This is a genomic window from Bacteroides sp. 214 (genome assembly GCF_010501015.1).
In the GTDB taxonomy this organism is placed as follows: Bacteria; Bacteroidota; Bacteroidia; order Bacteroidales; family Bacteroidaceae; genus Bacteroides.
On sequence record NZ_QVML01000050.1, the window covers coordinates 1 to 323 of the forward strand.

Genomic DNA, 323 nt, shown 5'->3' on the forward strand with positions numbered 1-323 from the left:
AACTTTACGGTCTGCCTCTACAGGGCAAGCGGCATCATACGCTATATAATCGCCATAAATAGAGCGACCAATGATGAGTCCACCATAGCCCAACGGCAGTTTGACCATTTAACCGAACGCAATCCCCTTTTTCAATAATGAGAGATTCAGGAGAAGATACTTTAGTTACTTCACCGGATTAGTTCGAAACGTATAGTAGCCAAATGCCAATAGCATGGCGCTACCCAATAGTTGCAGATAAAAGATACAAAAGACGGTTTTGAGTGGAAGCTCAACAAGTAAAAACAATATGACCGTACAGGAGTTTTTCAAGAACGACCGCT

1 pseudogene is annotated in these 323 nt (G+C 42.4%); it reads right to left on the reverse strand.

Annotated elements, in window-relative coordinates:
* Positions 1-168: 168 nt before the first annotated feature.
* Positions 169-246: pseudogene (locus D0T50_RS13500) on the reverse strand (LysE family translocator); the annotation flags it as partial.
* Positions 247-323 lie beyond the last annotated feature (77 nt).